Raw genomic sequence first — 24254 nt, 5'->3', positions numbered from 1 at the left:
CTCACTTGAACAATGCAAATTCATCTCCATATATCATAGAGTTTTTCGCCTTCATAAAAAATAGGATTCTCCCGAATGAGCCAAAGTTATATTCGTATTCGTGGCGCACGTACTCATAATTTAAAAAATATCTCTTTGGACATTCCCCGTGATAAGTTTGTCGTGATTACCGGCTTATCCGGTTCGGGGAAATCTTCACTGGCCTTTGATACGCTCTATGCCGAAGGTCAGCGTCGTTATGTCGAATCATTATCTGCCTATGCCCGTCAATTCCTGTCACAAATGGAAAAACCCGATGTCGATTCCATCGAAGGTTTAAGTCCGGCCATTGCCATTGAACAAAAGTCGACCAGCCATAACCCGCGTTCTACTGTCGGTACCATTACCGAAATCTACGATTATTTACGTCTACTCTATGCCCGGGTTGGGACACCATATTGTCCAGAACATGATTTACCGATGGTGGCGCAGACTGTTTCGGAAATGGTCGATGAGGTCAAGGCTTTGCCGGAAGGCACAGCAATTATGCTGTTTGGCCCTGTGGTACGTGAGCGTAAAGGTGAATATAGTGCCCTGTTTGATAAATTACAGGGTCAGGGTTTTGTACGTGCCCGTGTTGATGGCGAAATTATTGATATCGATAATCCGCCTGAACTAGATAAAAATAAAAAACATAGTATTGAAGTGGTGGTCGATCGCTTTAAAATTCGTGACGATCTGGGTAACCGTATTGCCGAATCCTTTGAAACTGCATTACGTTTAGGCAGTGATCTGGCGATTTTATCCTTTATGGATGGTGAAAAACCGGATCGTATTTTTTCGGCCAAACATAGCTGTCCAAAATGTGATCGTGCCGTTGCCGAACTGGAACCGCGCTTATTTTCCTTTAACAATCCTTTTGGTGCCTGTCCGGTATGTGACGGTCTGGGGACACGCAGTCATTTCAGCCCAGAAAAAATTATTCCCAATCCAGAACTGTCCATGAGTCAGGGCGCAATTCGTGGCTGGGATCGTCAGCGTCCGTATTATTATGCCATGCTGCAAAAAGTTACCGATCATTTTGACATTGCACTGGATCAACCTTGGCATGAACTGAACAAGGCACAGCAAAAAATCATTTTACAAGGTTCGGGTAAGGAAAAAATCGACTTATCCTATATTGATGAACGTGGTCGCAGACACAATCGGGTAATGCCTTTTGAAGGTGTATTACCTTATCTGGAACGACGTTACCGTGAAACCGAAAGTAATTATGTGCGTGATGATCTGGCACAGTATCTATCCAATGCTGCATGTAGCGAATGCGAAGGTTCACGCCTCAATGAAATTGCCCGTCATGTGCGGGTACTGGATAAAACCATTGCAAATATTACCCAGATGTCGATTGGCGATGCCGAAAATTATTATCAACAGATCAAACTTGAGGGTGCAAAAGGCGAAGTTGCCGACAAAATTTTTAAGGAAATTCGTGAACGTTTGCACTTTCTGGTCAGTGTTGGTCTGAATTATCTCAGTCTGGCGCGTTCTGCCGAAACATTGTCAGGTGGTGAAGCACAGCGTATCCGTTTGGCTTCACAAATTGGTGCAGGCTTGATGGGCGTGATGTATGTGCTGGATGAACCATCAATCGGTCTGCATCAGCGTGATAATGATCGCCTGTTACAAACCCTGATTCGTCTGCGTGATTTGGGCAACACCGTACTGGTGGTTGAACATGATGAAGATGCCATTCGTGCCGCAGACCTGATTATTGATATTGGTCCAGGTGCTGGTGTACATGGCGGTCAGGTCATTGCCGAAGGGACAGCCAAAGAACTGGCGAAGAATAAAAACTCGCTGACCGGGCAATATTTATCCGGTAAGCTTAAAATCGCAGTACCTGAGCAACGCAAAACTTCGCCGCATCCGGATGAAAAACTTGTCCTGACTGGCGCGCGTGGCCATAATCTGAAAAATGTTAATCTGACCTTACCCACAGGTGTAATGACCTGTATTACCGGTGTTTCCGGTTCCGGTAAATCCACACTGATTAACCGTACATTATTACCACTGGCATTAACCCAGCTCAATGGTGCAACAACATTGACGGCGGAAAAGTTCGATGGCATTGAAGGGCTGCAATATCTTGATAAAGTGGTTGATATTGACCAAAGTCCGATTGGCCGTACCCCACGTTCAAATCCAGCCACTTATACCGGATTATTTACCCCGATTCGTGAATTGTTTGCACAAACACCCGAAGCACGGGCACGTGGCTACAATGCAGGCCGATTCTCCTTTAATGTCAAGGGTGGCCGCTGTGAGGCTTGTGAAGGTGACGGCATGATCAAGGTCGCTATGCACTTTTTGCCGGACATGTATGTGCCCTGCGATGTCTGTCATGGCAAACGCTACAACCGCGAAACACTGGAAGTCAATTACAAGGGCAAAAACATTTCTGATGTGCTCAGTATGACTGTAGAAGATGCCGCAGAATTTTTTAATGCCATTCCAGTGATTCACCGTCGCTTAGAAACCCTGATGGATGTCGGTTTGGGCTATATTAAACTCGGACAGGCAGCAACGACCTTATCCGGTGGTGAAGCACAACGGGTCAAACTGGCACGTGAACTGGCCAAACGAGATACCGGCAAAACCCTGTATGTGTTAGATGAACCGACCACCGGTCTACATTTTCATGACATTGCCAAACTGCTGGATATCCTGCATGCCTTGCGTGAAAAAGGGAATACCATTGTGGTGATTGAGCATAATCTGGACGTGATTAAAACCGCGGACTGGATTGTTGATTTAGGTCCGGAAGGTGGTTCCGGTGGTGGACAAATCATTGCAGAAGGTACACCGGAACAAGTGGCAGAAGTGGAAGCTTCCTTTACCGGTAAGTTCTTAAAACCAATGCTTGCGAAATAATCCGCTACCTTGATTCTATACTAAGGCTGGAAAACTGCTGTTTAAGTAAGTTTTCCAGCCAGTCAATAAAAGCCTGAAAATATTGTGGGCGATATTTACGATCATTCAGTAGAATATTTACCGGTAAAAATATCGGTGCAATCTCCTGAAATATTTCGATGAGTTGACCACTGTCAAGATAATACTGTGCATCAAATGCCGGAATCTGAATAATTCCTAAACCAGCTAATCCTGCCTGTAAATAGGCTTCCGTGTTTTCAACCAATAATTGATATGGCACTTTAATGCGCTGCCCCTCAAACTCCAGATGACTATATTCGGCATAATTTCGAGCAACATGATAATCTACCGCAAAATGCTGTTCCATCTGCTGTAAATCTTCCGGCTTACCATACTGTTGAATATATGTGGGTGCGACTAGCGTGACCAGTTTGATATTGCCGATTGAACGTTGTAATAAATATTCGTCCTGAACCTGCCCGACCCGTACCACACAATCCAGTTGTTGTTCAATTAAATTGGAAAAATCATCATTGCCATTTAAGAGAATTTTAACCTGTGGATAATCTTGATAAAATTCAGATAAATGTGGAATTAAAATTTGTGTTGCCATACGTTTGGGCAAACCGATACTGATCTTACCCTGTTGATGGCGAATTTGATATTTAAACCGATTCAGCTCCTTTAGTTGTGTAATCAATCGCATCGCCTCATCATAAAACAAGCTGCCTTCATGGGTTAAGGAAACCTTTCGCGTGGTCCGATAAAACAGCAACACCTCATATTCTTTTTCTAGCGACTGAATCGCATAGGTAATGGTAGAACGGGGCAAACTCATTTGCTGAGCAACCTGAGCAAATGACTGTTTATCTGCCACCAGACAAAAAATCCTTAAACGTTCAATTTTATCCATTGGCCTTATCCTGCGCTTTAGCTCTTGTTAGCTCTTGCGATTTTTCTATTTTCTGACTTTAGATTATTCAACTTTTTCGAACAATCTGTTTGATCTTATCACCTATTTCAAATAAATAAACTGCTCTAAGATCAAACCATCAAATCAATAATGATGAGGAATAAACATGTCACAACATAGCTTAAAAGATAAAACTGTGGTGATTACTGGCGGTGCCAAAAATCTGGGTGGTCTGATTTCACGCCAGTTTGCCAAACAATGCGCCAATCTGGTCATTCATTACAATAGTGCGGCAACGCAGGCACAAGCTGAAGAAACCCTACAGGTGGTACAGGACTTAGGCGCAAAAGCCATTCTGGTACAGGCCGATTTATCTGATATTGCCGAAATTGAAAACTTATTCACGCTGGCCAAACAACAATTTGGCGGTGTGGATATCGCCATTAATACCGTTGGCCGTGTCCTGAAAAAGCCATTTGTCGAAACCACCGAACAAGAATTTGACCAGATGGATGTGATTAACAATAAAATTGCCTATTTCTTTATTCAGTCGGCAGGTAAAAATCTCAATGAACATGGCAAGATTTGCTCGATTGTCACCAGTTTACTTGCGGCATATACCGGATTATATTCAACTTATGAAGGTTTAAAAGCTCCAGTTGAACACTATACCCGTGCCGCCTCCAAAGAATTTGGTGACCGTAAAATTTCCGTGACGGCTGTTGCACCCGGTCCGATGGATACGCCATTCTTTTACGGACAGGAAGCACCAGAAGCTGTTGCCTACCATAAATCTGCCTCGGCCCTAGGCGGTCTGACCAAAATTGAAGACATCGAGCCGCTGGTCCGTTTTCTGGTGACCGATGGCTGGTGGATTACCGGACAAACCATTTTTGCCAATGGTGGTTATACCACACGTTGATTCCAATCAAACAGCCGCATCTGGCATTTGCGGCTGTTCTCTAGCTTTGTATTTTTTCTCTAAATTTTTTAAACTCATTATCATTGCTATCAGCAACATCAAGCAGCCAAAAGTTTTTTCGCCTGTTCCTGATGCAATGCTTGTAAACGCTCAATATCAAGCGTTTGCAACTCTCGATCCTTCACAATCCATTCACCTTGTACCATGACATGCTGTGCCTGATCTGCACCACAAAGCAATAATGCCGAGATCGGATCATGGCTACCAGAAAAACGTAATTCGTCCAGACGATAAAAAGCCAAATCAGCCTGATAGCCTTCGGCAATTTGCCCCAAATCATGCGCGCGACCCAACAATTTCGCCGAACCCGTGGTGGCTAGTGTTAAGGCAAATTCCGGTGTAATCGCTTCAGCACCATATTTTAATCGTTGTAAATACATGGCCTGTCGTGCTTCCAAAATCAGATTTGACGCATCCGCCGATGCTGAACCATCTACACCTAAGCCCACATTGGCACCCGCTTGCAATAAATCCAGCGTCGCACAAATTCCCGATGCCAAACGCATATTGGAATAAGGACAATGACAAATCCCCACGCCATTCGCACCCAGACGCGCAATTTCCTCGGCATTAAAATGAATGCCATGTGCCAGCCATGTCCGGGAATTTAGCCAACCGACGCTTTCCAGATAATCCACAGTACGCAAGCCAAACATCTTCAAACAGAAATTTTCTTCATCAATGGTTTCGGCCAAATGCGTATGCAGACGCACATCTAATTGCGCTGCCAGATCTGCACTGGCCTGCATAATTTCCCGGGTAACAGAAAAAGGTGAACATGGTGCCAATGCAATATTGACCATCGCACCTTCACCACGTTGATGATATTGATTGACCAGACGAGCACTGTCCTGCAAGATCACTTCCATATCCTGCACCGTATGCTGCGGCGGTAAACCACCCTGATCTTTACCCAGACTCATGGAGCCACGAGTTAACATGACCCGTACACCCAAATCACGGGCAGCCTGTACCTGAATATCAATGGCATCGGTCAGTTGTTGTGGAAATAGATAATGATGATCTGCCGCAAAGGTACAACCGGACATGGACAACTCTGCCAATGCAACCTGCGTCGCCAGATGCAATTGCTCCGGTGTAAGTTTTGCCCAGACCGGATACAAATTCACCAGCCACGGAAATAAGGGTACATTGACCACAGGTTTCCATGCACGAGTTAAGGTTTGATAAAAATGATGATGGCTATTAATCAAGCCCGGAATAATCACGTCATCACGGGCGTTATAGATTTGATCATAAGGTTGGGAAGGCTGCTGCCCCAAGGCAATCAGCTCCTTAATCCTGCCCTGTTCGACCACAAGCCCACCACGGGCATCCAGATCGTTGGCAGTAAAAATTGCTAGCGGATTTTGAATCCAGATACTTTGACTCATCATGTTCTCCAATACATCTATTCATACAAAAAGACGCCTTGAAGATATTCAAAAGGGAAAAAGCTAACCACGGATGCTGCTTCGCTTTTGAATTAAAGGACAAATTTATTTTGTGATATTTTGCCGTATTTATGATGCAGTGCCAAGTCCTTCTGCACAATATGATGCTTCAATAAGCATCTTTTAAAATTTAATCTTTACAATAAAAATGCCGTGTTAAATGGTCAGTAATTTTCTTTAATGATTATTTTTATGTTTAAAGCCGCTTAAAATATAAAAACCCCTTAAAAGTTAAGAGGTTTTTATAAGAAATTTGCACTTAAAGTTATTTAGAACCTTTAATCCCGGCCTGCAATAATAAGGCACCGAAACCACCAATTTTTTGCTCTTGTGGTTTTTCGGATTTCGCCTTGCTATGCTGCGGACGCTTAAAGTCACCATCTTTACGTGGTGGACGCTGACCTTGTGGTTTACGCTCATTACTGCGCTCTGCACGATCCTGCTGTGGACGTGGCGCACGAGCCGCTTTAACAGGTGCAGCACCTTCGGCTTTCATGCTTAAATTGACACGGCCTCGTTCTACATCCACTTGCAACACACGAACCTGTACAATTTGTCCCGGTTTAACCACTTTATGCGGATCACTGACAAAACCATTCGACAGCTCGGAGATATGCACCAAACCATCCTGATGTACACCGATATCGACAAAGGCACCGAAATTGGTGACATTGGTGATGACCCCTTCAAGCTGTAAACCTTCGCTCAACTGGGCAACTTCGGTGATATCCTCACGGAATTTTGCAGTACGAAATTCCGGACGTGGGTCACGGCCCGGTTTTTCTAGTTCGGCCAACACATCTTTCACAGTAGGCAGACCATATTGTTCTGTCACAAAAGTATCCGCATCGATTGAGCGGATAATTTCACTATTGGCAATAATGTCCTGCACGGTGGTGCCTTTACTGCTAACAATCTGTTCTACCAGCGCATAGCTTTCCGGATGCACCGCAGACGCATCAAGCGGTTGCTCACCTTCCTGAATACGCAGGAAACCTGCTGCTTGTTCAAAGGTGCGTTCACCCAAACGTGGTACTTTTTTCAATTGTTCACGGTTTTCAAAACGACCATGCTCTTTGCGATATTCAACAATTTGCTGGGCAATGGCTTTATTTAAACCAGCGATATAGCCAAGAATTGCAGGAGATGCAGTATTCACATCCACACCTACCGCATTCACACAGTCTTCAACCACTGCATCCAGTGTTTGTGCCAGACCCGTCTGATTAACATCATGTTGATACTGACCCACACCGATCGATTTTGGATCGATTTTAACCAATTCTGCCAATGGATCCTGTAAGCGACGGGCAATCGATACCGCACCACGAATCGTAACATCCAGTTCAGGTAATTCTGCCGAAGCCAGTTCGCTGGCAGAATACACCGATGCACCAGCTTCACTTACCGTTACGCGGGTCAGCTTCAAATCGGTATTTTGTGCCATCATTTCGGCAACCACGGCCTCAGTTTCACGGCTCGCAGTACCATTGCCAATCGCAATCAAATCCACATTAAACTCGCGGCACAAACGGGCAAGCTCGGCAATTGAACCCTCTTTATCTTCTTTGGGTGCAAATGGATAAATGGTGCTATGCGCTTCGACATCACCAGAGGCATTCACTACGGCCAGTTTTACACCGGTACGGATCCCAGGATCAACACCCAGCGTACAACGGGCACCGGCAGGTGCAGACAATAATAAATGACGTAAATTCTCGGCAAATACCTGCATGGCTTCTGCTTCGGCAGCCAGACGTTTTTCCGTTAACAGGGAATGTTCAATTTGCGGACGAATTTTACCCAGCCAGAATAAAGTCGCCGTTTGCTTTAAAAACTCATGACGCGATTCTGGTTTGATCTGACCGATATTATATTCTTCGTGAATACGTGTTTCCGGACCATCATTTTCGCCATCAACTTTTAAGGTCAGTACATTCTCCTGACGACCGCGCAACAATGCCAATAAACGATGCGAAGGAACTTTATTCAGGTTTTCGGAAAAATCGAAATAATCACGGAATTTTTTACCAACTTCTTTTTTCTCTTCCGAAGCAACTACACTTTTTAAAACGGCTGTTTTGGCAAAGATTTGTTTTAGGTCGGCAGTCAGGGCAATATTTTGCGCCCATTCATCAATAATAATATGCTGAACAGCATCCAGTTGACTGTCTACATCCGGATAGTCTTCATGACTAAAACCTTCCAAAGCTGTCTTGGGATCGATTTCGGTGGTGAGAATTTTTTCTGCATATTCGCCTAGGCCCGCTTCTTTTGCTTTAAAGGATTTACTGGTGCGCTTCGGACGATAAGGTGCATAAATTTCTTCTAATGCATTTTTTGTTTCGGCAGTATTAATTCTCGATAATAAGTCGTCATTCAGCTTATCTTGTTCTTTTAATGACGCAATGACTTTTTCACGACGATCAAACAAATCTCTTAAATAATGTAATCGAGTATCTAACTGACGAAGTTGCGAGTCATCCAAACCTTCGGTCGCTTCTTTACGATACCGTGCGATAAATGGCACACTTGAACCTTCATCAAGCAGACGTATAGCTGCTTCTACTTGGTTAGGACGTACGGCAAGCTCCGTTGCGATTTGCTGCACTAATTCAGTCATTCAGCGTTATTCCGGCAGTTAAATTATCAGCACACGATTATACGTGCCAAACGATGAAAATAAAGCCTTTATGCACAGCTTTTTCATCGCTTTTTAACAGATTTTATTAAAATAATTTTTCAGCCTGTAACATTTGCTTTCTTGAAACCGTCATCTTTGTCCTTTAAGTTACTTAAAAATAGAGGCTTTCTTGAAAATTGACAGAATTTTGCCAATCTTTAGGCTGAATCTTACTGCATTACATATCAGTTATTAAGATATTGCAGATAAGAACCAAATTTTAGTTGTTGAATTTTAGTATCAAAGCAAGATTTACATTTGTAATTTTTGGTAGATTCGAGCATAGTGTATTGTATGAATTTAGCTTTATACTCAAGATATTAAGCAACAATATAGCATGAATAACAATTGAAGGAGTACATCATGAGCTTAGTTGTACCAGCAGAAACCGAAGCACCTCGTCCAGATTCAGATCGAGTGGATCGGATTTTGGTGGTCGATGATGATGTCCGCTTAAGAACCCTATTGCAGCGATTTCTGGAAGATAAAGGCTTTGTCGTTAAAACAGCGCATGATGCCACGCAAATGGATCGATTATTACAACGTGAGCTGTTTTCGTTAATCGTTCTGGATTTCATGCTACCGGTTGAAGATGGCTTAAGTATCTGTCGTCGTCTACGTGCTTCAAATATCGATACACCCATTATTATGCTGACGGCAAGAGGCAGTGACTCAGATCGTATCGCCGGTCTGGAAGCCGGGGCCGATGATTATCTGCCAAAACCGTTTAATCCCAATGAACTGCTTGCACGCATACGTGCTGTGCTGCGCCGTCAGGTACGAGAAGTGCCGGGTGCACCGAGTCAAAATCTTGAAGTGGTAAGCTTTGGACCGTGGTCACTGGATTTATCGACCCGTACCCTGACACGTGAAGGTCAGGTCGTCACCTTAACAACTGGTGAATTTGCAGTACTTAAGGCACTGGTTCAACATCCACGTGAACCGCTAACGCGTGACAAGCTGATGAATCTTGCGCGTGGACGTGAATGGGGCGCAATGGAACGTTCGATTGATGTACAGGTTTCTCGTTTAAGACGGCTGATTGAAGAAAACCCTGCACGCGCCCGTTATATTCAGACTGTATGGGGCGTGGGCTATGTTTTCGTTCCAGATGGTGCAGAATAAGTCTTACCTGTATTGATTAACCCGTGAAGCAGGATTCCAGCCCACCTCATCTTGATCTACAGCAGGATGCAGAAACTTCCTATCAGGAGCGTAAACGTACGCCTTGGGAAAAGTTTCTGGATAAAATTAAACCACGCTCTGCCGCCATGCGTACCACGGTACTGGTGTCACTGGTGGTTATTTTTAGTTTGTGGATGTCTTTGTGGCTTTTCTGGCGCACACTTTACTTACCCGAAATAAAACAACATGCCCGTTATCTGGCGGTTGAAATTGAAATGCTCAGCTACAGTGATGTCGAAATTCATTATCAGCAACAATCGACTGATTTAAGGGCATGGCTTCGCGATAAAATGGGTATTGAAATTGTCAAAAATCCCGACCAGTTTCCAAATGTTCGGGATAAGTTCATCGCTGAATTATTTACTGACCGCCTCTCCAATGCACTGGCCAGAGAACTAGAACTGCATATCAGCGATGTCACGGTTTATTTTCAATTTAAGCCCAGCCCACAAATCTGGATACAGACACCGCAGCTCAATGGAAATTGGCTCCGAGAACCACTACCAACCTATGCCAACTACAGTCCGGAACTGTTGATTGGCTGGATCGTCGGTATCCCTTTTCTGACCATGGTGATTATTTTGACGCTGGTTCGTCAACTTAACCGTCCATTAAAGCGTCTACAAAATGCCGCAAATAACTATAGTAAAACCGGCAAGGCACCCTATCTGGAAATCAATCATGGCCCATTGGAAATCAGGCAGGTTAACCAATCTTTTAATCACATGATCCACACCCTACAACAGGCGGAACAGGAACGTCGCATCATGCTGGCAGGGATTTCTCATGATTTACGAACGCCTTTAACCCGTATTCGCTTAACCGCAGAAATGCTGCCTGACGAGTTTTTAAAAGAAGGATTAATTTATGATGTAGATGATATGGATGCCATCCTCAATCAGTTTATTTCTTTTATGCGCGATGGTTCTGATGAGGAATTGCATGACACGAATGTCAATACTCTCTTGCAAGAAGTCGTGGTTCAATTCAAACCACTAGATATTCGCTTTACAGCGCAGGACTTACCCATAATTCAGGCCCGCAGTCTATCGCTAAAACGTATGGTTGGAAATCTGGTCAATAATGCTAAACGCTATGGTGCTGAACCAATAGAGTTATCGGCCTATCTAGAAAATACTCATCTGGTGATTCGAGTTGCTGATCATGGTGAAGGTATTCCCGAAAGTCAGGTACAAGCACTGATGCAACCGTTTGTACGCGGTGAAGCGGCCCGCACGATTCAGGGCAGTGGTTTAGGCTTGGCCATTGTCAAAAGAATTGTCGATATCCATCAAGGTAGACTCGAAATTAGTAATCATGCAGAAGGCGGTTTAGAAGTCAAAATTCATCTGCCCCTCGATGGACATCCTGATGAAGACGTTATCCAAACCGGTCCGCTTGTTCGTATCAAGCAAAAACTAAGCGAACACCTCTAGTTAATTCAGTTTTAAAATGTTAATTATTTTCTTAAAAAATAACTATATTTATTATAATATTACGTTTTTATGACCAATTTAAATTCTTGGCCTTTTATGCTAAGATTAATAGGCATAATAATCGTTATTAGACCTTAGCAGTATTGATCTGCCTTTTTGAAAATTCCCACGTTACAATCGGCTCTCACAAGGATTTCGTTAATTTAATTTGAGAGTCTGCTATGTCATTAGAGCGTATTCGTTTAGCAAGCCTACACAACAAAGTGATCAGTGCACAACAAGCCGCTGAACTCATTAAAGATGGGATGACGGTTGGGATGAGTGGTTTTACTCGTGCCGGCGAAGCAAAAGCTGTCCCACAAGCACTTGCGCAACGGGCAAAGCAGCATCCTCTCAAAATCAACTTGATTACCGGTGCAAGTCTGGGCAATGATCTGGATAAACAACTGACCGAAGCCGGTGTTCTTGCGCGCCGTATGCCGTTTCAGGTGGACACTACTTTACGTCGTGCCATTAACAATGGCGAAGTGATGTTTGTCGATCAGCATTTATCCGAAACTGTTGAGCAAATGCGCAACAAACAACTGAAACGTCCTGATATTGCCGTGATCGAAGCGATTGCCATTAGTAAAGATGGTCATATTATTCCAACAACGTCTGTCGGTAACTCCGCGAGTTTTGCCATCTTTGCCGATCAGGTTATTGTCGAAATCAATACTGCGGTCAGTGAAGAGCTTGAAGGCTTGCACGATATCTATATTCCAACCTATCGTCCAACCCGTACGCCTGTACCGTTAACCAAAGTTGATGACCGCATCGGTACGACAGCCATTGTGATTGATCCGGCTAAAATCGTCGGTATTGTATTTAATGATACCCTTGATTCACCGTCTACTGTTACCCCACCGGATGAAGAAACTCAAGGCATTGCCAATCATCTGATCAACTTCTTTGAAGATGAAGTTGCGGCAGGTCGGTTACCCAAAAATCTTGGTCCATTACAGGCAGGTATCGGCTCAATCGCCAATGCTGTACTTTCCGGTTTTCAACATTCAAGTTTTGAAGATTTGGTAATGTACTCAGAAGTATTACAAGACTGTACATTTGAGTTAATCGATGCTGGCAAAATGAAATTTGCCTCTGGCTGTTCGATGACCCTTTCCCAAAAATACGGTGATCGTGTATTTGGTAATCTTGCACATTACAAAGATAAATTTATTTTACGTCCACAGGAAATTTCCAATCATCCGGAACTTGTCCGTCGTTTGGGAATTATCGGTATCAATACTGCTTTGGAGTTCGATATTTACGGTAATGTCAACTCAACCCATGTATGCGGCACAAAAATGATGAATGGTATTGGTGGTTCAGGTGACTTTGCCCGCAATGCGCATCTGGCTATTTTTGTGACCAAGTCGATTGCCAAAGGTGGCGCAATTTCATCTGTAGTGCCAATGGTCAGCCATGTTGATCATAATGAACATGATGTTGATATTCTGGTCACTGAAATTGGTCTGGCAGACTTACGTGGTCTGGCACCACGTGAACGCGCCAAAGTGATTATCGAAAACTGTGTGCATCCAGCTTATCGTGAAGAACTGCAAAGCTATTATGACCGTGCATGTAAAATCGGTGGTCACACCCCACATATCTTACGTGAAGCATTGCAATGGCATATCAACCTTGAGGAAAATGGTCATATGCTGGCTACTAAACCTGAGGCGAAATCAGCTTAATCTTTTGATTTAAAATTTTACTTGTTTCATCCCAATACGGCCTGTTCACAATTGATCAGGTCGTTTTTTTAACGCCTATGTATCCCTAGGTTGAATCTTTTAGACAACCACCTATTTTTGTGTATTGTTTTAAAAAGGATTATGATGACTGTGTCTTTAAAATCAATTGATAAGACCAAGGTCCAATCATGTACAATTGTTCCCCTCAAGACTTTCTAACACAAAAGCTAGCGACCCAAACTGCATCGATTACAAAATATCAATTTAAGCAACAAACGGTCTGGATTAAAAAAGCAAGCGAACGGCATTCGATCTGGCTCTATCGTATCTTTGGTATCGCAGCAAAACTCCTAAGGTTACAAGCACTCACTCCTGTTCCCAATCTGGGTGGACAGCAATCCATCCGCACCGAAATCCATCGTTTACAAGCGCTTCGGCAACAGGGCATTAATGTTCCAGAATTACTAGCCTATAATAACCAAGGTTTGATGATTGCCGATGTGGGCAATGCAGAAGTGCCATCCGAACAACTGGAATCGGCACTCAAAAACAGTGCCAGTGCTGAAGACTGTCTACACTTGTACAAACGAATTGTGGATGAGTTGCATGCTATCCATCAAAAAGAAGCTTGGTTAAGCGAAGCATTTTTACGCAATATGGTGTTGGATAAAAATAAACATATCGTCTTTCTGGATTTCGAATCTGATCCAGGCCAATATATGAATCAACAATTATGTTTTGCCCGAGACTGGCTCTGTTTGATTTTTTCAGCCTCCATCTATTTAAAATCTCATGATATTCTAGAACAAGGTTCAAGCTATTTATATAGCACTGTTCAACAGGAATCTAAACAAACCCAGAATGCTGTTCTTTCCACAACCAAACTATTCCACTGGTTAAATAAATTACCTTTAAACAAGTTGGGTAAAGATGGTTATCGCCTGACTGCTGTATTAACGCTATTAGCCTATTTAAAAGCACTGATGTAATAAGATTAGCGATCTGTTCATCTTTAAGGATTAATAAGACCAGTATTTTTCGTTGAACTGATTTCTAAGAGCCAAAAAAACTTAATGCTATTTCATCGCGATTTACAAATTAAAATTATGATTTATACGCCAGTCTCAACTTTAATTTATCTTTTTTATTCAAGTTCAATAAATATGCTTAAACAGATAAATAAGTATAAATTTTAAAAAATTAACTCACTTCGGTAGCGAGGTGAAGGGGACTATTTCGGGGGCTTCGCCCTGAGAAGCGATTAAGGCTTCGCAAGTACTGCAATTTTGGTTGCCTACGACAACCAAAATTGCAAAAACATAAGGTTATTAGTGTATTAGTGAAAAATGATATTCTTAAATAAGTTGAGATTGGCGTGATTTATATATATTTATCTAAACATATCAATACACTGTAAAAAATTAATAGATATTAAAAAAGCCCTGAATCATCATTCAGGGCTTTTTAAAATATGGTGGCGTGAGGCAGGATCGAACTGCCGACACACGGATTTTCAATCCGTTGCTCTACCGACTGAGCTATCGCGCCGATGGCAAGTATTAAAGCGGTTTTCATGTCAAAAAGCAAGAAAACCTGCTTAACAATCAGACGATTAAAAAATTTAAATAAAAAAAAGTCCTGATGGGATCAGGACTCGAAAATCACAATAAAGTAATATGGTGGCGTGAGGCAGGATCGAACTGCCGACACACGGATTTTCAATCCGTTGCTCTACCGACTGAGCTATCGCGCCGATGTGTGCGTATTAAACAGATTTATCGTGCAAAGGTCAAGTATAAATCTTACAAATTTAATTAACTGCGCACTTTTAAATCAGATAGAATTTATAGTTTACCCAAATGAGCCAGACAGCGGTGGATTGCCCCACATCCGGGTTCAAATTTGGTCACACCTTTTGCTTCTTCAATACGACAGGTTTCACTGATCAATCGATCTGCTACACCACGTCCACGATTTGCAGGATGAATCACCACATATTCCAGCAAACGAGTATTCCCCTTTCCTTCACTCCAGATTGCGCCAATAATCTTGTCATTAAAAACAGCCGTATAAAGCACGGTATCCTGATCTAAAGCCTCATCTAATTGTGTAATTGCTTCCTGACCATCGCCAAATTCCGGGCTGGTTTCGTAAAGCCGTTCAATTTGGTTGCGTACGATAGCATCCTTAAGATCTGTTACTGCTTCAACTTGGATTGGCATCGACACAAGCTCCTGTATATATTAAATGAGATGCGGTAAACTATGACAGAAATAGGCAGAATGCTGCACTACCCAAAGATTTTCTTGTTCAAAGTTTTAAGGAATGTGTCTATGACGCAACGTATCAGCGAAGTGGTAAGAAATACCAACGAAACCAAAATACAAGTTCGTGTTAACTTAGATGGTACAGGTCAAGGCACACTCAACACCGGAGTTCCATTTTTAGACCATATGATCGATCAAATCAAGCGTCATGGGCTATTTGATATCGATATTTGTTGCGATGGCGACTTACAGATTGATGATCACCACACTGTAGAAGATTGTGGTATTACTTTAGGGCAGGCTTTTGCTCAGGCATTGGGTGATAAAAAAGGTATTCGTCGTTATGGTCATTTTTATGCACCACTTGACGAGTCCCTATCTCGAGTTGTCGTGGATATTTCTGGTCGACCAGGTTTATTTATGGATATTCCCTTTACCCGTGCCCGTGTAGGTACATTTGATGTCGATTTGTTTTCCGAGTTTTTTCAGGGTTTTGTCAATCATGCCTTAATGACGCTACACATTGATAATCTTAAAGGAAAAAATAGCCACCATCAGATTGAAAGTGTTTTTAAAGCCTTTGCCCGCGCCTTGCGTATGGCCTGTGAACATGATCCACGTGCTGCTGGAACAATTGCATCAACCAAAGGAAGCCTGTAATGACCCGTATTGCGTTATTAGATTATGGGATGGGTAATCTGCATTCTGCGGCAAAAGCGCTGGAATATGTCGGTGCAACAGTTGATGTCACCAATGACCCAAAACTTGTTGCACAAGCCGATAAAATCGTTTTTCCGGGTGTAGGCGCAATGCGTGACTGTATACAAGGCATGCGAGAAGCAGGAATTGACGAAGTCGTCCGTCAGGCAGTATTCAATAAACCGGTTCTGGCAATTTGCGTTGGGATGCAGGCATTGATGCAACATTCGGAAGAAAATGGCGGGGCCGATGCCTTGGGGATCTTTAAAGGACAGGTCAAACACTTTCCGGAGATTGCCCCATTAAAAGTACCACATATGGGTTGGAATCAGGTGCATCAAACTGATCCAACACATCCAATGTGGAAAGATATTGCACAGGACAGCCGTTTTTATTTTGTGCATAGTTATTATGTCGAACCAGAAGATCAGAACCTTGTTGCAGCAACCTGTGACTATGGTTTGAACTTCTGTACTGCATTGCATCAGGAAAATTTGTTTGCAACGCAATTCCATCCGGAAAAAAGCCATACTGCCGGCTTACAGTTACTCAAAAACTTTGTGGAATGGCAGGTTTGATTTGAGCCGCTTAAGCGGCTTTTTTGATTACATTTGGATTATGTATCACGATGCAGAATTTTGTTATAACTGATCCACAAAATAGATCTGGATGATAAAGATGAATAAAATCAGTGAATTGCGTATAGATACAGTCAATGCCGAAAAAATCATTAAAAAGCTTACCAATCATTGGCGGCATAAAATGGCGATTGAACAGTATAACGACACATTTAAAATTCCATTTTCCAAAGAAATCAATGTATTTTTAACTGCTTATCCAGATCATTTAGCTGCAAAAGTTGAAAGCGAAAATCATGAACAGTTAATAGAGACGGAAAATGTAGTTCTAAGCCATCTTAATCGTATGGCACAACAAGAATTTGCTGCGACGTGGATACGCCTAGAATCTTAGTATTTTTAGAAGGAATAAAATGGTGCCGACACTCGGATTCGAACTGAGGACCTACTGATTACAAGTCAGTTGCTCTACCAACTGAGCTATGTCGGCGTTTAAAAGTGGCGTGATTTTATCTCAATTGTGACAAAGGTCAAGTTAATTTTTAATCATTTGAAATTTTATACGTCTAGATATTCCAGCTATAACCTTTTTAGTCTCTAGCTGAGCTACTAAACAGACTAAGTCTTATACACTATTTCAAGCAAATAAGTATTGATATGTAGCTCTAATCGAAATTTTAATTTTTAAAATCAAATAATAACATCGCTCATGGATAAGTTAAATTCAAAAAATTCTGCCCAAATTCGCCCTCTCCTGTGATTTAAATAAATTTTAAATCTCCCCTTCATACAAAAATGTCCATTCATCACAAATAATGTGATCAGTAAAAAGTGTTGTGATTTTTACTCTAGTTTTCTTGCAGATGACAAATTAAAAAATACATATAATAACAATTATCAAAATGATACAAGTTATTATTCTCATGAAATTAAAAATGTATTAACTTTTTGGAAATTGTTAATGAAAACTGATTATTTTTTAAGATCATGTAAGCGCCTCCCAAAGCTAAACTGGGTAACCGATCAATCTGTTTTGCTGTTCAGGATAGGAACTGCATTCAGTATTTCAACATGTGCTTTGGCTGAACAAAACATGACTGTTCTGCCCAGTATCACGGTAACGGCCGAACAATCTGATGGTACAACAGAGAATGGATATCGTGCTGAACAAGTATCACAAGCTGGGCCTTGGCAAGGTCGACTATTACAAGATTTACCCTATTCCATTCAGGTCTATTCTGAGGATTTAATTGAAAATTTACAATCTGTGGTCAGTACAGATGAGGTTTATCGAATTAACCCCACCATGCAGCTTAATCGTTCACAATATGAAAATGACCAGCCTTCCACTTTTTTACGTGGCTTTCATGTTTATACAATTTATCGTGATGGCTTAGCCGGCGATCAGTATGGGCATGGAACCAGTAGTGAAGATGCCGAAAAAATTGAAGTATTTAATGGATTATCAGGATTTTTATATGGTCCCGGTAATGTGGGTGGAATGATTAATTATGTCAGTAAACGCTCAACGGATGATCGACTAAATAAAGTCACCATAGGTAATGCAGGTGGTCGTAATTGGTATATTGGTGGTGATTTTGGCGGAAAATTCGATCATGCGGGAACACTCGGATATCGTGTTAATGCCGTCAAACAGGGAGGTGAAACTGCAATTAAACATCAGAATATCAAAAAAGATTTTGTGAGCTTGGCTCTGGATTGGCAACCCAGTGATAATTTTGTATTGCAGCTTGACGCAATGTATCGGGAATATGATCTGGATGGAAAAACAGCAGATTGGGATTTTGCCAAAAATAATATAAAGCGTTTTTCCGCAAAAAATCTGGATAATACGATTTCTTGGGGGCAACCATGGAGTAATAGTAACTACGAGTCACAGCGTTATGGTGCACACCTCAAATGGCTTGCGACGAATAATTTAACCCTACGCATGAATTATCTAGACAGTACAAGTGATCGCATCACTCAACCGCTCACGAATGTAGTAAATACAGATGGGACATATTCGCAAACTATACCGCGAATCTACGCCAAAGGTATAAATAGACGAACAAGTCAACAATTGGATAAACGCGGTTCCATCTATCTGGATTATCAGTTTGATACTGCTTCCATTATCCATAAAATGACTTTTGGTTATCAAGCAACCGATACGATTCAAAAACGTTTTGCAAACGATGCAAAAGATACGGTATATGAGAATCTAAGTCTAAATTACCCAAGCTATTTTCCACAAGGAAATGGACAAATTCTAGATAGAGGCCCCTTATTAAAACGTTCACATAGTCAAACAGAAAGCTGGTTGTTAGGTGATGATATTCAATTCAATGACAAATGGTCGGCATTATTAGGTGCGGCTTATGTCACAATTGAAAACAAGTTGACGAATGTGAAACAATCCGCATTTACGCCCAATATTTCTATCCTATACAAGCCTGTCGATACACTAACAACCTACGCCACGTATATTGAATCGTTAGAAAGTGGTGGAACAGCACCTGATAATGTAGGGGCTCGCACAGTCATTAATGCAGGTCAACAATTTGATCCCTTAAAAAGTAAGCAAATTGAATTAGGTGCAAAATACACATTCAATGATAGATTATCGCTAAATACGGCAATTTTTCAGATCAATAAAGGATTGCAATACAGTCAAAATATCGATGACAATTTCGCCGAATATGTGCAAGATGGCCGCCAGATACATAAAGGATTCGAGTTTACATCCATAGGTAAACTCACTGATAATATAAATATTGTGGGTGGTTTTACCTATTTGCAGCCAAAAATTAAAGAGCAAAAGCAGCGTCCTGAGTTAGAAGGAAACTTGCCTGCAATGGTTGCAAAACAAATGTATAAACTATATGCGGAATATACTGTTCCTCAATTTGAAAATCTAAGTTTAAGTGCTGGTGCAATTTATACTGGAAAAAGTTATGCAAATGATGAAAATACGGATGTATTACCTGCATATACGATTTTTAATGTAGGTGCCCGTTACAGCATGAATTTACAGAATATACCCATAACCCTCAGAATGAATTTAAATAATGTTCTAAATAAACATTATTGGGCGAATGATTCGATATTGGGTGATCCTAGAACATTTATGATTTCAACAAGTTTTCAATTCTAACTCGTTTATCAATCTGGAGAAAAAATCTCTCTGGATTCTAAATCTTGTTGCCTTGTGGCAAATGTGAGCAACTACATATCCTATAGAAGATTTGGGGGGGATAAATGGGTCTATCAATATGTTCCCCCAAGTGATGGGGGATTACAATGGATACCATCGGATTACACCAGACAACAAAAAAGGCTTAAACCTTTACAGTTTAAGCCTTTTTGTATTCCACTGGACATCTTTGGAATGAATCTTGGCGAGAGAGGGAATCATATTTTTAAACTAAGACATTAAAAATAAACAATATTATAAATTAATATTTCCAATTTTACCCCCATTTATACCCCCAACTGGATAGTGATACCAAGTTAAACGCTATACTAAATCCAATGAAGTAAAAATTTCAGATCAATTAAAAGCATTAGATAAAACACAAAACTTCCGCTAAATCTAATTATACATAAGGTTTCACACTACGCTAAATATCTCGTCACAAATTAAACACGTCATGTTTAAAGCCGTAGTATTTGCTCCTGTCCCCCACCTTTTCACGACAAGCTATAAATACTCTCTGCTTGAATCGGCTAAAATCCATCTCATCAATCCATCACCACTTACCTATTTTTTATAGCTTAAACCTAAATTAAATAATTAAAAATATTGTTTATAGATCTATAAATATTTAGTTAAATTTAGATGTTTATTATTATTAAAATATCAACCAATTTTTGATATGATAAATATGTAAGTTATTTTAGAAAATTTTCATACGGAGCATGGGAAACAGCCGTTTTTTCTACAAAAAATAGATCTTAAATATCCAGGGGAAATAATAATGTCAAATAATGATATGAAACTAATCCAAACTGAATTCTTCTTATTGTTAAAACAACTTCACATAAAACCGAATCAAGGTAGTGGTAATAGCTATCCCGAAGTTCTTGAAGCATTGAGATGGGTTAAACCTGTCGTGGATTTTTTTAATCAAGATATTCAGTCACGACGCTGGGATCAGAACATGGAGAGAAAGCTAAAGTCTTCTCATGTTAAAAACCTAATGGAGGCACTGAATCATGTGACGTTTGCTGCGGTGAATAGCTTTAAAGGCAGCATGTATATATTGCAGCATACCGAGATTATTCATTTTCTCGGATTTATCGATACAGTTAGAGGTCAAATAGAAGCTGAACACTTCAACGATATCATTAATATCTATTTTGGAACGCCAGAACAGACCATTGAGAAATACTGGCATTATCTAAAACGCTATCCTATCCGCTCTTTGGAAGAAGACAAAACAGAGGCAACAAAGCCTACTTCATGTGCACAACAGCTCGATAAATTTAAGGAAGATGTTGAGACTGATATCAATGCACTCATATCAAAAGCAGGAATGCTGTATGTGCTAGGTTTAAGGATCCAACTTGTTCATCATTTAAAACGGAGTATAGAACTTAATAGTTTCTTCTCATCTTTTGAGGAATTCCTCGATATATGTCAACTTAATCTCGGAATCTTAAGAGTCGTATCCAAACCCATCATTGGTGTCGATAATAATCTAGAATATTTTGCCATCCTGTTAATTCAGGATATTAATCACTCATTTTCAGAAGTAAGCCTAATCCAGACTTTAAAACAAGAATTACTCAGGGTTTATCGTCGATGCAGTCCCGATCTGGAAGTTCATATCACTAATTTTAATATGGTATTGCGTACCCATGAAACAATTGCTCATCAAGGGGATTTTTTCCTGAGTGACTTTTCTATTCGTAATGATCAATTGGTGTGGAAGTGGATTTTTGGTTTTTTATTTTATTGGGAAAGCTATCAAAAAATTGGTATTCACTTCTTTGAACATATTGGTCAGGAGTATGCCCACTCATCAAGGAAGAAGCATGACTTGAGCTATCTAAAGCTTAATGAACCACAGGAAATTTACTACCCTTACTTATTAAAAAAATTGCCTCGGATAAAACTAGTTTGGTCAACTACACATTTATCTAGCTATGCAGCAAACTACCTTGAACATGTAACTGTCGTTTATAAGGAATTTTTAAGCACAAAAAAAATACACACTTTGATGGAGCTGGTTGTTGATATTGAAAATTTCATGCTGACCCTCAAAGAAGCAGCCCATATTGCTTTTGAAAGTTCACCTTCTATCAGGCAGCAACTGATGGAGTATCAGATTCATCATATTGAAGAACTCGCAACCCGTCCTTTGCTTCAATTTATTCAACTGCTGACAAGACAACAATTAATAGATGAGCTTGCTCACAAGTTGATTACCAGCAATAGGTCAAAATTGCTGCACTATTTCTTAATGATCTATCAACAAAAAATGAATGCCGTAGAGAAAAAAGCAGAGCTTGAAGCTATTCTTGGTCTTGATATAAGTCATAACAAGGGGCGCAATAAACTTGAGCGACTGATTGCAGATTTTATTTATCACGATGAGCTTTTTGAAAAAAAAGCCATTAAAACAAAACCATTACTCGACCCACCTTCTCTACAGAAAGACGCTCAATCATCAGTTGCCATAAAGCTGATTGATATACCACGCCACAAGCATCGACTTGAAGCAGTGAGACGCTATTTGAAGTCTGCTATGAAGTCAGATGTAATTGTAGTTCATTATCAGTTTAGCTGTGTCGGTGTAAAACAGCACAAAGGATTGGTAGTCGAGGAACATAATTTAGCGGAAAACAAAGAGCATACTTTACCGCAGCAAGCCTTGTCAAAAGCCTTGTACACGATGCTACATGCTGGCAAGAGACGCATGCCATTATCACAAATCACCGCATATTTAGGTTATTGGGAAGGAACTTCGATGGTTGAGGAGGATTACACGAGCTTTTCAGCAAATATTTACTTTGTGTTCAAATCAAACGTTTTACAGAAGTATGAAGACTTACAAGATGAACTGAGCAAGGCATGGCAAAGTGCCTGTCATAAATTTTTTAGCTCACTGAGTCCCGAGCAGGCACAGCAGTACAACTTGATCAAGCAGGGCTTAATATATAAGGCATCTTGCTTGTCACTTCCTGTCTGGTATTCAAGCTTGTCCTATGACAAAAATCAGCTACTCCTTGAAACCATCAATAAAAAACGTAAAAAAGAATTTATTGATCATCTTTCCAACTTTGTGGTCTATAAAGATGTATTAAACGATAAAATTTATCAGGACATACCAAAATGGCTTATCCGAGGAACCGAAAGTAGAGTCAAGAAAAAGACTAAGCAATCCAAGTGAAATGTAAATTGCTAGTACCTATCGTTGAGGTGACTATTCAGAGCTACGAGGTAGCCTTAACTTTTGTCGGTAGTTCTGATGTGTTTTCAGCAGTATGGTTGTTCTGTAAAATAGACGGAAAGTATTGTACTTAAAGGTTTTTGGGACATTAGCATAAATTATGCCTGATATGATTCAATGGGCTTAATCAGCTAGGATTTAAATTTAATTAATAATAATCATATTCTTAATAATTACATAACTTACAAATCTATATGTACTCAGCATGTATTCAAAACCATGTTCACTAAAAAAAATCTATAAATCATACGAGTGTACAACTATAAATTATTTCTTTCTAAAAATCTAAGATTAGAAAATCTCATGATTGGCATTAAAAAATTTTCATTTCTGATTCATCAAACCTTTGGGTAGTTAATTACAGAGTCATCTCTCCTATGGGTTAGAACCATAGGAGATACTTACATGAATCACAATGAAATACTCATTCAGATCGAAGACTTGATGCTGGATATTTGTTCTGACAAATATCATTGGAAAGAAGTTCATTACCTATTGGAAGATTATCGACAGATTGCTAATGATATTTACGATCCTGATCTTGAGTATTCACCCATGTTACAAGCTTACTTTGACTTGATGTCGATTTATGGTTCATCAAGGCTTACGTGTAGAACAAGCTCAAGTAGATCATTGTTCCATTCACAGTCTAATTTTATCAATTTCTGTGATGACCTATTGGAAGAACATCAAGCTTTTATTAAAAAGCATAAACGACAACGACGACGTAATTTCACTACCCTAAAGGATAACTTTGAAGCGTTATTGGATAGACATTGTAAATTACTACTGGTACGTGTCGATGTCAGTTATCCCTATGAGGCAGATATTGATATCCACCGATTTAATGCTGACCTTCAAATTCTTCGAAAACGTATTAGTGACCGTCGGCATTGCTTTAAAGGTGTACTGGATTATGCATGGGCGATTGAACAGGGACGAGACAAAAGCTA

Annotated in this window: 15 protein-coding genes, 3 tRNA genes and 1 pseudogene; 12 read left to right on the top strand and 7 right to left on the bottom strand. The window is 40.7% G+C overall.

Annotation, left to right across the window (positions count from 1 at the left end):
• The first annotated feature begins 75 nt into the window (after positions 1 to 75).
• Positions 76 to 2910 carry an excinuclease ABC subunit UvrA gene (uvrA, locus tag CRO21_RS06625; RefSeq protein WP_097078550.1) on the top strand — a complete coding sequence of 945 codons (2835 nt, stop codon included), beginning with the start codon at positions 76 to 78 and terminating at the stop codon, positions 2908 to 2910.
• A gap of 4 nt (positions 2911 to 2914) precedes the next feature.
• Here the strand turns inward: uvrA and CRO21_RS06620 are convergent, their stop codons facing one another.
• Positions 2915 to 3823, bottom strand: coding sequence for a LysR family transcriptional regulator (locus tag CRO21_RS06620; RefSeq protein WP_097078549.1), 909 nt, complete (start codon positions 3821 to 3823; stop codon positions 2915 to 2917).
• A gap of 166 nt (positions 3824 to 3989) precedes the next feature.
• Here CRO21_RS06620 and CRO21_RS06615 point away from each other — a divergent pair, with 166 nt between their 5' ends.
• Positions 3990 to 4745, top strand: coding sequence for an SDR family oxidoreductase (locus tag CRO21_RS06615; RefSeq protein WP_097078548.1), 756 nt, complete (start codon positions 3990 to 3992; stop codon positions 4743 to 4745).
• A gap of 98 nt (positions 4746 to 4843) precedes the next feature.
• Here CRO21_RS06615 and CRO21_RS06610 read toward each other — a convergent pair whose 3' ends face one another.
• A complete protein-coding gene (locus CRO21_RS06610; RefSeq protein ID WP_097078547.1) occupies positions 4844 to 6199 on the bottom strand; it encodes an 8-oxoguanine deaminase in 1356 nt (451 codons plus the stop codon).
• A 325-nt stretch (positions 6200 to 6524) separates the two neighbouring features.
• Complete coding sequence (locus CRO21_RS06605) at positions 6525 to 8882, bottom strand: Tex family protein (RefSeq protein ID WP_097078546.1); 2358 nt, start codon at positions 8880 to 8882, stop codon at positions 6525 to 6527.
• Positions 8883 to 9305: 423 nt separating this feature from the next.
• On the opposite strand from CRO21_RS06605, the gene ompR reads away from it, so the two are divergent.
• The 4 genes from ompR (at position 9306) to CRO21_RS06585 (ending at position 14288) form a co-directional block, all read left to right on the top strand.
• On the top strand, positions 9306 to 10067 hold the full coding sequence (gene ompR, locus CRO21_RS06600; RefSeq protein WP_087619723.1) for an osmolarity response regulator transcription factor OmpR: 762 nt from the start codon (positions 9306 to 9308) through the stop codon (positions 10065 to 10067).
• 23 nt (positions 10068 to 10090) lie between these two features.
• A complete protein-coding gene (locus CRO21_RS06595) occupies positions 10091 to 11563 on the top strand; it encodes an ATP-binding protein (protein ID WP_228150384.1) in 1473 nt (490 codons plus the stop codon).
• A 221-nt stretch (positions 11564 to 11784) separates the two neighbouring features.
• A complete protein-coding gene (locus CRO21_RS06590; protein ID WP_097078545.1) occupies positions 11785 to 13299 on the top strand; it encodes an acetyl-CoA hydrolase/transferase family protein in 1515 nt (504 codons plus the stop codon).
• Between the two features lie 188 nt (positions 13300 to 13487).
• Complete coding sequence (locus CRO21_RS06585) at positions 13488 to 14288, top strand: RIO1 family regulatory kinase/ATPase domain-containing protein (RefSeq protein WP_097078544.1); 801 nt, start codon at positions 13488 to 13490, stop codon at positions 14286 to 14288.
• Positions 14289 to 14771: 483 nt separating this feature from the next.
• Here CRO21_RS06585 and CRO21_RS06580 read toward each other — a convergent pair.
• From CRO21_RS06580 to CRO21_RS06570, 3 genes are all read right to left on the bottom strand, one after another.
• Positions 14772 to 14847: transfer RNA gene (locus CRO21_RS06580), tRNA-Phe, on the bottom strand.
• 129 nt (positions 14848 to 14976) lie between these two features.
• Positions 14977 to 15052: transfer RNA gene (locus tag CRO21_RS06575), tRNA-Phe, on the bottom strand.
• Positions 15053 to 15143: 91 nt separating this feature from the next.
• Positions 15144 to 15521, bottom strand: a complete 378-nt coding sequence (locus tag CRO21_RS06570) for an acetyl-CoA sensor PanZ family protein (protein ID WP_097078543.1) — start codon at positions 15519 to 15521, stop codon at positions 15144 to 15146.
• 111 nt (positions 15522 to 15632) lie between these two features.
• Between CRO21_RS06570 and hisB the strand changes: the two genes are divergently transcribed.
• From hisB to CRO21_RS06555, 3 genes are all read left to right on the top strand, one after another.
• Positions 15633 to 16226: an imidazoleglycerol-phosphate dehydratase HisB gene (gene hisB, locus CRO21_RS06565; RefSeq protein ID WP_097078542.1), complete on the top strand. Its 594-nt coding sequence runs from the start codon at positions 15633 to 15635 to the stop codon at positions 16224 to 16226.
• Positions 16226 to 16843: an imidazole glycerol phosphate synthase subunit HisH gene (gene hisH / locus CRO21_RS06560; RefSeq protein WP_097078541.1), complete on the top strand. Its 618-nt coding sequence runs from the start codon at positions 16226 to 16228 to the stop codon at positions 16841 to 16843. The genes hisB and hisH overlap by 1 nt, the downstream gene beginning before the upstream one ends.
• 100 nt (positions 16844 to 16943) lie before the next feature.
• Positions 16944 to 17237, top strand: coding sequence for a DUF2218 domain-containing protein (locus CRO21_RS06555; protein WP_097078540.1), 294 nt, complete (start codon positions 16944 to 16946; stop codon positions 17235 to 17237).
• Positions 17238 to 17257: 20 nt separating this feature from the next.
• Here CRO21_RS06555 and CRO21_RS06550 read toward each other — a convergent pair.
• A tRNA-Thr gene (locus CRO21_RS06550) sits at positions 17258 to 17333 on the bottom strand.
• A gap of 471 nt (positions 17334 to 17804) precedes the next feature.
• Between CRO21_RS06550 and CRO21_RS06545 the strand changes: the two genes are divergently transcribed.
• The 3 genes and pseudogenes from CRO21_RS06545 to CRO21_RS06535 form a co-directional block, all read left to right on the top strand.
• Positions 17805 to 20000: a TonB-dependent siderophore receptor gene (locus tag CRO21_RS06545; protein WP_097078539.1), complete on the top strand. Its 2196-nt coding sequence runs from the start codon at positions 17805 to 17807 to the stop codon at positions 19998 to 20000.
• An 823-nt stretch (positions 20001 to 20823) separates the two neighbouring features.
• Complete coding sequence (locus CRO21_RS06540; protein ID WP_097078538.1) at positions 20824 to 23241, top strand: hypothetical protein; 2418 nt, start codon at positions 20824 to 20826, stop codon at positions 23239 to 23241.
• 465 nt (positions 23242 to 23706) lie between these two features.
• Positions 23707 to 24254 (top strand): annotated as a pseudogene (locus tag CRO21_RS06535) (inovirus-type Gp2 protein); the annotation flags it as partial.

The organism is Acinetobacter puyangensis (genome assembly GCF_900096995.1).
In the GTDB taxonomy this organism is placed as follows: domain Bacteria; phylum Pseudomonadota; class Gammaproteobacteria; order Pseudomonadales; family Moraxellaceae; genus Acinetobacter; species Acinetobacter puyangensis.
Note: the sequence above shows the minus strand (reverse complement) of the source record. Positions and strands in the feature narration are given on the sequence as shown.

What these genes read in the sequence shown, in the direction of transcription:
- CRO21_RS06585 (WP_097078544.1), top strand. Translation starts at nt 13,488, where the DNA reads ATGTACAATTGTTCCCCTCAAGACTTTCTAACACAAAAGCTAGCGACC.
- hisH (WP_097078541.1), top strand. Translation starts at nt 16,226, where the DNA reads ATGACCCGTATTGCGTTATTAGATTATGGGATGGGTAATCTGCATTCT.
- CRO21_RS06570 (WP_097078543.1), bottom strand. Translation starts at nt 15,521, where the DNA reads ATGCCAATCCAAGTTGAAGCAGTAACAGATCTTAAGGATGCTATCGTA.
- CRO21_RS06620 (WP_097078549.1), bottom strand. Translation starts at nt 3,823, where the DNA reads ATGGATAAAATTGAACGTTTAAGGATTTTTTGTCTGGTGGCAGATAAA.
- CRO21_RS06555 (WP_097078540.1), top strand. Translation starts at nt 16,944, where the DNA reads ATGAATAAAATCAGTGAATTGCGTATAGATACAGTCAATGCCGAAAAA.
- CRO21_RS06610 (WP_097078547.1), bottom strand. Translation starts at nt 6,199, where the DNA reads ATGAGTCAAAGTATCTGGATTCAAAATCCGCTAGCAATTTTTACTGCC.
- uvrA (WP_097078550.1), top strand. Translation starts at nt 76, where the DNA reads ATGAGCCAAAGTTATATTCGTATTCGTGGCGCACGTACTCATAATTTA.
- CRO21_RS06615 (WP_097078548.1), top strand. Translation starts at nt 3,990, where the DNA reads ATGTCACAACATAGCTTAAAAGATAAAACTGTGGTGATTACTGGCGGT.
- CRO21_RS06605 (WP_097078546.1), bottom strand. Translation starts at nt 8,882, where the DNA reads ATGACTGAATTAGTGCAGCAAATCGCAACGGAGCTTGCCGTACGTCCT.
- CRO21_RS06545 (WP_097078539.1), top strand. Translation starts at nt 17,805, where the DNA reads ATGAAAACTGATTATTTTTTAAGATCATGTAAGCGCCTCCCAAAGCTA.
- CRO21_RS06590 (WP_097078545.1), top strand. Translation starts at nt 11,785, where the DNA reads ATGTCATTAGAGCGTATTCGTTTAGCAAGCCTACACAACAAAGTGATC.
- CRO21_RS06540 (WP_097078538.1), top strand. Translation starts at nt 20,824, where the DNA reads ATGTCAAATAATGATATGAAACTAATCCAAACTGAATTCTTCTTATTG.
- ompR (WP_087619723.1), top strand. Translation starts at nt 9,306, where the DNA reads ATGAGCTTAGTTGTACCAGCAGAAACCGAAGCACCTCGTCCAGATTCA.
- hisB (WP_097078542.1), top strand. Translation starts at nt 15,633, where the DNA reads ATGACGCAACGTATCAGCGAAGTGGTAAGAAATACCAACGAAACCAAA.